We start from the raw sequence: 9,808 nt of genomic DNA, 5'->3' as shown, positions 1-9,808 counted from the left end.
AACCCCTCAACAAGGTTCATCGTCCCAGCTCAGAAGGCACCTTCGCGTTACTGCCCAGAACCCGCCTCCCGCACCAAGTGAAACGGCGAGGCTAGGAGTAGCGTTGCCGATGTGGACGGCCGGACCCGAGGGAAACGTGTCCGCTCCCGTCCGCAATGCTGTGGACGCTGCGGACATGAGGACACCTATGACCGAAGAGGCATTCGGGGAAGCGTTACGACGGCTGCGCGGCAGCCGTTCAATTCGCGACGTAGCCCAACTTGCGAATTGCAGCAAGACGATGGTCGGCGACCTCGAAAACGGCAAGCGTCGCCCCACGCCGCCGCTCGCCGCAGCCCTGGACAAGGCGTTGGGAGCGCGGGGGGAGCTCGTCGCGCTTGCAGCTGTGCGGCCAGAGATGAGAGCCCTGGAGCAGGCCGCCGCCCTTCAGCGCGGACTTTCTGACGCTCTTGCAGCCGGGGCTATGACGGATGCCGGGCTGGACGACTGGGAATACACCGTCGCCCGCTACGGACGGGCAACCCGCTACCGTCCGGAAGCCGACCTTCTGCCCGAGTTGATCAGCGACATAGCAGACCTGCAACGTGTGCTGACGCACCGTCACCCGTCATCAGTCCGGCGCAGGCTCACCTTGGCTCTCGCCCAGATGTCCGGGCTCATGGCGCTCACGCTGCTGAAGCTTGGGGATGCATCAAGTCGTGACTGGTGGCGCACGGGGCGGGCCGCCGCGGCAGCGGCTGAAGACCGGGCGACTTTGTCATGGATTTACGCCCAGGAGGCGTACCAGCTTTACTACAGCCACGACATAGAGGGTGCGGTTGAACTGGCCTGCCGAGCTCAGCAGTTGGCGGGTGGTCTGCCCTGCGTTGGCCCGGCTCTTGCTGCACCACTTGAAGCTCGCGCACACGCCCTACAGGGGCGTAAGAAGGATACGGCCGCCGCACTGACCAATGCAGCGACAGCCCTGGAACGCCTCGATCCAAGCGACCGCATTGGGTCAGCATTCGGATACTCCGAATCACAGCTTCGGTTTCATTCAGGAAACGCGTGGACGCACCTGAAGGAGATCGGGCGAGCCAGGGACGAGCAGGCCCACGCCCTGGAGCTGTACCCCGCTGGAGACCACACAGACCGAGCCTTGATCCACCTGGATCAAGCGGAGTGTCTTGCATTCGAAGGCGATCTTGCAGGGGCCGCCACACTGGCAACCGACACCATCGTGGGCCTCCCGTCGGCGCATCGCTCAGCCCTGATCATCTACCGAGCCCAAGAGCTGACTACTACTGTGCCGAAGGCACGACAGTCGGTGCAGGAAATGCGGGTACTCCGCGAGGTGTTGGCGCTGCCCGCCGGGGAGAGGGACGGATGACGATGGTGACGATCGACCGGGCGACGCCTGAGGACGTAGCAGTGATCTCCGAGATCCTGGGGGAGATAGAGGCCTACTACGGTGGCGAAGCCGTTCCGGGCAGCGTGGACCAGATCACGGCCGCCCTCTTCAGCGATCACCCCGTAGCGACGGTGCTACTCGCTCGCGAAGCGTCGGAGGTGCTTGGCCTCGCCAGCTTCTCGTTCCTCTGGCCCGCCGCCGGAGCAGACACGTCCCTGTACCTGAAAGAGCTGTACGTACGCGAGCCCGCACGACGCCGCGGCATCGCGGGACTCTTCATGGCCGCACTGAAGGATGCAGCCAGCGCCGCCGGATGCTCCCGCATCGAGTGGACCGCCGACGGTGACAACCCTCCAGCGCTGGCCTTCTACGAGGCCTACGGAGCGGAACCGCGCGGCGACAAGGTGTTCTACCGCGTGGAGAAATGACAGGGCGGCGCCCGCATCTGATCCGGGCATGGCGGGTACACCGTGAAGTCAGGACCCCCTAAGAAAAAATGTGGCACCACGGCTCCGCCCACCAGCACCCCGGCCTGCTGCGCGCCGTGCGCCCGCGGCTGGCGCTGATCTCCGCGGGCCGCGGCAACATGTACGGCCATCCAGCGCCCCGTACGGTCGCGGCGCTGAAGGCAGGGGGAGCGGTGGTGCTGCGTACCGACACGGACGGGGCGATCGCGGTGACCGGCGGCGGACGAGCCCTGCGGGCGGTCCCGCGCGGCCCGGACCCACCGCCGCACCCGCCGCACCCGCGCCCACGCGCCCACGCGCCTCGGGCGAGAGGCCTAGGACCAGGGAGCCATGGTGCTCGGGCGCCCCTCGGGACACACTCGTCCCATGGATGCCTACCTCCGCCGTATCGGTGCGAGCCGCCCCGAGCGCGCCGACGCCGACGCGCTGCGCGATCTGCAGCTGCGGCACTTGCGGACAGTGCCCTTCGAGAACCTCTCCATCCACCTCGGCGAGGACATCGTGCTGGAGGAGAAGGCGCTCCTCGCCAAGATCGTGGACGCTCGGCGGGGCGGATTCTGCTACGAACTCAACGGCGCCTTCGCGGCGTTGCTGCGCGACCTCGGCTTCACCGTCACCCTCCTCCAGGGCCGTGTGTTCGGCGACGAGGGCCGACTCGGCATCCCGTACGACCATCTCGCCCTGCTCGTCGAGACGGTGGACTCCACCGGCCCCTGGCTGGCCGACGTCGGCTTCGGCGACCACAGCCACCATCCGCTTGCGTTCGACGAGCGGGGCGATCAGAAGGACCCGGCCGGCACGTTCCGGATCGTCGAGGCCTCTCGGTACGGGGATCTCGACGTCTACCGCGACGGCAAGCCGCAGTTCCGCCTCGACACGCGGCCACGCGTCCTCGACGACTTCCGGGCCGGGGCCTGGTGGCACCGTACTTCGCCCGACTCGCACTTCACTCAGTCCGTCGTCTGCTCCCGGCTCACCGCCGAGGGACGGATCACGCTCAGCGGCCGCAAACTGGTCACCACCGTGCACGGTGAGCGGCATGAGCAGCCGCTGGCCGACGACGCCGCGGTGCTCGCGGCGTATCGCGATCACTTCGGGCTGCTGCTCGACCGCCTGCCGACAGCCCCGGGCAGGGCGACCTGAACAATGTCCTTGTGAGTGCTGTGAGACATGTACTGGTGCTGCCCGACCGCGATGCCGCGGAGGAGGCGGCCGAGGCGCTCGGCGACCGCTTCGGCGTCGCCGAGGAGCCGCTGCTTCTGCGAGACGCGCTGGCCGGCGAGGACGACGCCGAGGACGCCCAGTGGCTGCTGGTCGTCGAGGACCCGGACGGGCGGCTGGACCCGGCGAAGCTGGACGAGTTCGCGGGGGAGTGGGACGGCTGGCGCGAAGAGCCGTAAGCGGAGAGGGCGGTGTCAGTGGCGCGTGGGATGCTGGACCGCGATGGCCACCAGGAAGAATTCGACCGACGATCCCCTCGCCCCCGTCACGCTCGCCGTGGGCCAGGAGGACCTGCTCCTCGACCGTGCCGTGCAGCAGGTGGTGGCGGCCGCCCGGGCCGCCGACGCGGACACGGACGTACGCGACCTCACCGCCGACCAACTTCAGCCGGGCACGCTGGCCGAGCTGACCAGCCCGTCGCTCTTCGCCGAGCGCAAGGTCGTCGTCGTGCGGAACGCGCAGGACCTGTCCGCGGACACGATCAAGGACATCAAGGCGTATCTCGATGCTCCCGCGGAGGAGATCACCCTTGTGCTGCTGCACCCCGGCAGTGCGAAGGGCAAGGGGCTGCTGGACGCTGCCCGCAAGGCGGGGGCGCGCGAGGTCGCCTGTCCCAAGACGACGAAGCCCGCGGAGCGGCTCACGTTCGTACGGTCCGAGTTCCGGGCGCTGGGAAGGTCGGCGACGCCTGAGGCGTGCCAGGCCCTGGTCGACTCGATCGGCAGCGATCTGCGGGAGCTGGCCGCCGCGGTCTCGCAGCTCGCGTCCGACGTCGAGGGCACGATCGACGAGGCGGTCGTCGGGCGGTACTACACCGGCCGGGCCGAGGCCTCCAGCTTCACGGTCGCGGACCGTGCCGTGGAGGGGCGGACGGCGGAGGCGCTGGAGGCGCTGCGCTGGTCCCTGTCGACGGGGGTCGCGCCGGTCCTGATCACCAGCGCTCTGGCGCAGGGGGTGCGGGCGATCGGCAAGCTCTCGTCGGCCCGAGGCGGGCGGCCCGCCGATCTCGCGCGTGAGCTGGGCATGCCGCCGTGGAAGATCGACCGGGTGCGGCAGCAGATGCGGGGCTGGACGCCGGACGGGGTGGCGGTCGCGCTGCGCGCGGTGGCGGAGGCGGACGCGGGGGTGAAGGGCGGGGGTGACGACCCGGAGTACGCGCTGGAGAAGGCGGTCGTGGCGATCGCCCGCGCGGCACGCTCCCGACGCTGAGCCGAGCCAGGCCGAGCCAGGCCGAGCCCGCCCGGGCCGAGCCCGCCCGGCCGCCGAGCCAGGCCGAGCCGCCCGGCCGCCGAGCCAGGCCGAGCCCGCCCGGCCGCCGACCCCCGCCCTGCCCCCCCCGATCCGCGCACCCGCACCTCCCGCAATGCCGAAAGCCCCGGTTGCCGTCCTGGGGAAGGACAGCCACCGGGGCTCACAGTTCAAACAGTGTGCGCCGCACCCGCGTGGCGAACGCAGGCCGCGTGCGGCGCTGAGGGTGCCGGGTCAGGAGCGGAAGAGAGGGCCCGCTGAGTCCCTACCGGCGACAATCAAGAGGTTCAGCCCTTGAGGGAGCCAACCTTGGAGGCCAGCGCCGACTTCTTGTTGGCGGCGGCGTTCTTGTGGATGACACCCTTGGAGACGGCCTTGTCGAGCTTCTGCGACGCCTCACGGACGGCCACATTGGCCTTCTCGACGTCGCCCGAGGCGACAGCCTCACGGGCCTTGCGGATCGCGGTCTTGAGCGACGACTTGACGGCCTTGTTGCGCAGGCGCGCCTTCTCGTTCGTCTTGTTCCGCTTGATCTGGGACTTGATGTTCGCCACGAAAGAGCCTTTTCAGGTTCGATGATCTTTGAGTGTGTGTCTCGTACATGAGAGGGCACGAGACACAGCTGCCCAGGCTACCAGCCGCCCATCGAGCGGCCCAAACCGACCGCTGCCCCGCAGCCGTGGGACCATAGAAGCTCTACGTATCGATCCCGATCCGACATCGCCCGAGACGAGACGCCCGGCGTCTCAAGAATCAGGACCCTGCGTGCCCGCGACTCCTACCAACGTGCCCGAGCCGAGCCGTACCGACCCGGCGCTGATCCGCAATTTCTGCATCATCGCGCACATCGACCACGGCAAGTCGACCCTTGCCGACCGGATGCTCCAGCTGACCGGTGTGGTCGAGCAGCGGCAGATGCGCGCTCAGTACCTCGACCGCATGGACATCGAGCGCGAGCGCGGCATCACGATCAAGTCCCAGGCGGTACGGCTGCCCTGGGCTCCTACCGAGGGCCCCGACCAGTCCAGGACTCATATCCTGAACATGATCGACACCCCCGGGCACGTGGACTTCACCTACGAGGTCTCCCGCTCGCTCGCGGCCTGTGAGGGCACCGTCCTGCTGGTCGACGCCGCCCAGGGCATCGAGGCGCAGACGCTCGCCAACCTCTATCTGGCCATGGAGAACGACCTCACGATCGTCCCGGTCCTCAACAAGATCGACCTGCCGGCCGCCCAGCCGGAGAAGTTCTCCGAGGAGCTCGCCAACCTCATCGGCTGCCAGCCGGAGGACGTCCTCAAGGTCTCGGCCAAGACCGGCATCGGCGTGGAGGCACTGCTGGACCGCGTGGTCCGCGACGTGCCCGCCCCGGTCGGTGTCGCCGACGCGCCCGCCCGCGCGATGATCTTCGACTCGGTCTACGACTCGTACCGCGGTGTCGTCACGTACGTCCGTGTCGTCGACGGTCAGCTCAACAAGCGCGAGCGCATCCGCATGATGTCCACCGGCGCCACCCACGAGCTGCTGGAGATCGGCGTCTCGTCCCCGGAGATGACCCCGGCCGACGGCCTCGGCGTCGGCGAGGTGGGCTACATCATCACGGGTGTGAAGGACGTCCGGCAGTCCAAGGTCGGTGACACGATCACCTCCTTCACCAAGGGCGCGACCGAGGCGCTGGGCGGCTACAAGGACCCCAAGCCGATGGTGTTCTCGGGCCTCTATCCGCTGGACGGCTCGGAGTACCCGGACCTCCGCGAGGCCCTCGACAAGCTGCAGCTCAACGATGCCGCGCTGGTCTACGAGCCGGAGACCTCCGCGGCCCTCGGCTTCGGCTTCCGCGTGGGCTTCCTCGGTCTGCTGCACCTGGACGTCATCCGCGAGCGCCTGGAGCGCGAGTTCGGCCTGGACCTGATCGCCACCGCCCCCAACGTGGTCTACCGCGTGACCATGGAGGACGGCGCCGAGCACACCGTCACCAACCCGAGCGAGTTCCCCGAGGGCAAGATCGACAAGGTCCACGAGCCGGTCGTACGGGCCACGATCCTTGCGCCGAGCGAGTTCATCGGCTCGATCATGGAGCTGTGCCAGACCCGCCGCGGCACGCTGCTCGGCATGGACTACCTCTCCGAGGACCGGGTCGAGATCCGCTACACGCTCCCCCTCGCCGAGATCGTCTTCGACTTCTTCGACCAGCTGAAGTCCAAGACCCGCGGCTACGCCTCTCTCGACTACGAGCCCACCGGCGAGCAGTCCGCCAGCCTGGTCAAGGTCGACATCCTGCTGCACGGCGACAAGGTCGACGCCTTCTCCGCCGTCACGCACAAGGATGCGGCGTACGCGTACGGCGTGCGGCTCGTCGCCAAGCTCAGGGAGCTCATCCCGCGGCAGGCCTTCGAGGTGCCCATCCAGGCCGCCATCGGCTCGCGGGTCATCGCCCGCGAGACCATCCGCGCCATCCGCAAGGACGTCCTCGCCAAGTGCTACGGCGGTGACATCTCCCGTAAGCGGAAGCTGCTGGAGAAGCAGAAGGAAGGCAAGAAGCGGATGAAGATGGTGGGCAGCGTGGAGGTCCCGCAGGAGGCCTTCATCGCGGTGCTGTCCAGCGACGAGAGCGGCGGCAAGGCGAAGAAGTAGCGCAGACGCGGCTATGACGTAGCCGCACGTCGCGTCGCATCGCGTCCCACACGCACCGCACGTCACGCAGAAGCGCCCGCCCGGGGGTCCGGACGGGCGCTTTTGGCGTGTCTGCGCAGACAGCGCCCGATAGGTGAGGGATACACCGACCATGTCTTCCGGCCAACGGGGCGAGGGCCCGTTCGTTATCAAGCGGCAGCCCGCAGCCTCTTACGCACCGGCATTGCGCGCTCTACCCTGATCACGGCTCGATGGTTACTCGCCAGTTAAACAACCAGCCAGTTGCAGTGCTGCCGCAGGCCCGGAGGACGTCGTGAGCGACACACAGACCCAGATCGAGAACCGACCGCCCTCGGTGGCGACCCTGTTCACCGAACGCGTGGCGGCTACGCCGGACGCCGAGGCCTACCGCTACCCAGTGGCCCCCGCCGCCGGTCACGGGCCCGACGACTGGGAGTCGCTGAGCTGGGGCCAGGCCGCCGAGCGCGTCTACGCCATCGCCGCCGGTCTGATCGATCTCGGCGTGCAGCCCGAGGAGCGGGTCGCGCTCGCGTCCGCCACCCGGGTCGAGTGGATCCTCGCCGACCTCGGCGTGATGTGCGCGGGCGGCGCGACCACGACCGTCTACCCGTCCACCAACGCCGAGGAATCGGCGTACATCCTCGCCGACTCCGACAGCCGGGTGCTGATCGCGGAGGACGCGACCCAGCTGGCCAAGGCGCGCGAGCGCCGGGCCGAGCTGCCGGAGCTCAGGCACGTCGTCGTCTTCGACATGACGGGCGTGGAGCCGGACGAGAGCGACCCCGAGGGATGGGTGCTCTCGCTCGCCGATCTTGAGGCCCGCGGTGCGCAGTACCTCGACAAGCACCCCGAAGCCGTCAAGGAGCGGGTCGCGGCGATCACCGCCGACCAGCTGGCGACGCTCATCTACACCTCGGGCACCACGGGACGGCCCAAGGGTGTACGGCTGCCGCACGACAACTGGTCATACATGGCCAAGGCCACCGCCGCGACCGGGCTGATCAGCAAGGACGACGTGCAGTACCTCTGGCTGCCACTCGCCCACGTCTTCGGCAAGGTGCTGACCTCCGGGCAGATCGAGGTCGGCCATGTCACCGCCGTCGACGGCCGCGTCGACAAGATCATCGAGAACCTGCCGGTCGTGCAGCCGACCTATATGGCCGCCGTGCCGCGCATCTTCGAGAAGGTCTACAACGGTGTCGCGGCCAAGGCGCGGGCCGCCGGCGGCGCGAAGTACAAGATCTTCAAGTGGGCGGCCGGTATCTCGCGCGAGTACGCGAAGGCCGCGCAGGACAACTTCCGCCGTACGGGCACGGCTTCCGCGACCTTCGGGCTCACCGCCAAGCACAAGGTCGCCGACGCGCTCGTCTACTCCAAGCTCCGCGAGGCCTTCGGCGGGCAGCTGCGCGCCGCGGTCTCCGGGTCCGCCGCGCTCGCGCCCGACATCGGCTACTTCTTCGCCGGCGCCGGGATCCACATCCTGGAGGGCTACGGGCTTACGGAGTCGAGCGCGGCGTCGTTCATCAACCCGGGCGAGGCGTACCGCACGGGCACGGTCGGCAAGCCGCTGCCCGGCACCGAGGTGCGCATCGCGGACGACGGCGAGATCCTGCTGCGCGGCCCCGGCATCATGGAGGGCTACCACCGGCTGCCGGAGAAGACCGCGGAAGTCCTGGAGCCCGACGGGTGGTTCCACACCGGGGACATCGGCGAGCTGTCCGCGGACGGCTATCTGCGGATCACGGACCGCAAGAAGGACCTGATCAAGACGTCGGGCGGCAAGTACATCGCGCCGGCGGAGGTCGAGGGCCAGTTCAAGGCGGTGTGCCCGTTCGTCTCCAACATCCTGGTGCACGGCGCGGACCGTAACTTCTGCACCGCGCTGATCGCCCTGGACGAACCGACCATCCTCGGCTGGGCCAAGGAGAACGGCCTGGACGGCAAGTCGTACGCCGACGTGGTGGCCACCAAGCAGGCCGAGCAGCTCATTGAGGGCTATGTGGAGCGGCTCAACGAGGGGCTGCAGCGCTGGCAGACGATCAAGAAGTTCCGGCTGCTCCCGCGCGACCTGGACATCGAGCACGGCGAACTGACGCCCAGCCTCAAGCTGAAGAGGCCGGTCGTCGAGCGCGAGTACAAGGACCTGATCGAGGACATGTACGCGGGCTCCCGCGAGGCGTAGCCCGCGCCGCCGGGGCTCCGCCCCGGACCCCGGTCCTCAATCGCCGGACGGGCTGATTCTCATCCCGTCCGGCGATTGAGGAGTTCCCTCATCGTTTTCTCTATCCGGGTCAACTGCGCCCGCAGCTCCGGCACATCGCTCGGGCCGCTCCGCCCCAGCTCCGTCTCTATCGCCGTCAGCCGCTTCGCGATCTGCCCCAGCTGCTCCTGCTCACTCGCCAGCAGCCGCTCCAACTGACGGTTCTTGCGGTGCAGATCGAGGAACACATTCACCTTCGCCCGCAGCACCCAAGGGTCGAAGGGTTTGGTCAGATAGTCCGCCGCCCCCGTTGCGTACCCCCGGAACGCATAGCCGCTGTCCGCCTCCGTCCCGGTCAGGAAGATGATCGGGATGTCCTTCGTCTGGTCGAGACGTTTGATGTTGGACGCCGTCTCGAAGCCGTCCATGCCCGGCATCCGCACATCCAGCAGCACCACCGCGAACTTCTGCCGCAGCAGTGCCTTCATCGCCTCCTCCCCGGAACGCGCCCGGACCAACGGTTCGTTGAGGGACCCCAGTACTGCCTCCAGGGCGACGAGGTTGTCCTCCATGTCGTCCACGAGGAGGATGCTCGCGCGGTCGGTGGTGGCCGCCTCTGTGCTCATC

At 68.5% G+C, this 9,808-nt stretch carries 9 protein-coding genes and 1 pseudogene; 8 read left to right on the top strand and 2 right to left on the bottom strand.

Annotated elements, in window-relative coordinates; all coding sequences use genetic code 11:
* Nucleotides 1–187 precede the first annotated feature (187 nt).
* From ACZ3H8_RS33240 to holA, 6 genes and pseudogenes are all read left to right on the top strand, one after another.
* Nucleotides 188–1,369: a helix-turn-helix domain-containing protein gene (locus tag ACZ3H8_RS33240; RefSeq protein WP_467408078.1), complete on the top strand. Its 1,182-nt coding sequence runs from the start codon at nucleotides 188–190 to the stop codon at nucleotides 1,367–1,369.
* Nucleotides 1,366–1,818, top strand: coding sequence for a GNAT family N-acetyltransferase (locus ACZ3H8_RS33235; RefSeq protein ID WP_467408076.1), 453 nt, complete (start codon nucleotides 1,366–1,368; stop codon nucleotides 1,816–1,818). Before ACZ3H8_RS33240 ends, ACZ3H8_RS33235 begins: the two co-directional genes overlap by 4 nt.
* A gap of 65 nt (nucleotides 1,819–1,883) precedes the next feature.
* Nucleotides 1,884–2,108: pseudogene (locus ACZ3H8_RS33230) on the top strand (hypothetical protein); the annotation flags it as partial.
* A gap of 115 nt (nucleotides 2,109–2,223) precedes the next feature.
* On the top strand, nucleotides 2,224–3,000 hold the full coding sequence (locus ACZ3H8_RS33225) for an arylamine N-acetyltransferase family protein (RefSeq protein ID WP_467408075.1): 777 nt from the start codon (nucleotides 2,224–2,226) through the stop codon (nucleotides 2,998–3,000).
* An 11-nt stretch (nucleotides 3,001–3,011) separates the two neighbouring features.
* Complete coding sequence (locus tag ACZ3H8_RS33220) at nucleotides 3,012–3,257, top strand: hypothetical protein (RefSeq protein ID WP_450533290.1); 246 nt, start codon at nucleotides 3,012–3,014, stop codon at nucleotides 3,255–3,257.
* A 43-nt stretch (nucleotides 3,258–3,300) separates the two neighbouring features.
* Entirely contained in the window at nucleotides 3,301–4,287 is a 987-nt protein-coding gene (holA, locus tag ACZ3H8_RS33215; protein WP_467408073.1) for a DNA polymerase III subunit delta, read from the top strand.
* A 326-nt stretch (nucleotides 4,288–4,613) separates the two neighbouring features.
* Here holA and rpsT read toward each other — a convergent pair whose 3' ends face one another.
* A complete protein-coding gene (gene rpsT / locus ACZ3H8_RS33210; protein WP_307663582.1) occupies nucleotides 4,614–4,880 on the bottom strand; it encodes a 30S ribosomal protein S20 in 267 nt (88 codons plus the stop codon).
* A gap of 211 nt (nucleotides 4,881–5,091) precedes the next feature.
* Between rpsT and lepA the strand changes: the two genes are divergently transcribed.
* Both lepA and ACZ3H8_RS33200 read left to right on the top strand, forming a co-directional pair.
* On the top strand, nucleotides 5,092–6,960 hold the full coding sequence (gene lepA, locus ACZ3H8_RS33205; protein WP_467408072.1) for a translation elongation factor 4: 1,869 nt from the start codon (nucleotides 5,092–5,094) through the stop codon (nucleotides 6,958–6,960).
* A 313-nt stretch (nucleotides 6,961–7,273) separates the two neighbouring features.
* The gene (locus ACZ3H8_RS33200; protein WP_467408070.1) at nucleotides 7,274–9,163 is read left to right on the top strand and encodes an AMP-dependent synthetase/ligase; all 1,890 of its coding nucleotides are present in this window, start codon (nucleotides 7,274–7,276) and stop codon (nucleotides 9,161–9,163) included.
* A gap of 59 nt (nucleotides 9,164–9,222) precedes the next feature.
* On the opposite strand, the gene ACZ3H8_RS33195 is transcribed toward ACZ3H8_RS33200, so the two are convergent.
* Complete coding sequence (locus ACZ3H8_RS33195; protein WP_467408069.1) at nucleotides 9,223–9,807, bottom strand: response regulator; 585 nt, start codon at nucleotides 9,805–9,807, stop codon at nucleotides 9,223–9,225.
* Between the last annotated feature and the right edge of the window lies 1 nt (nucleotide 9,808).

Source organism: Streptomyces sp. NPDC002868 (assembly GCF_055563295.1).
This window is presented reverse-complemented; position numbering and strand designations above follow the sequence as displayed.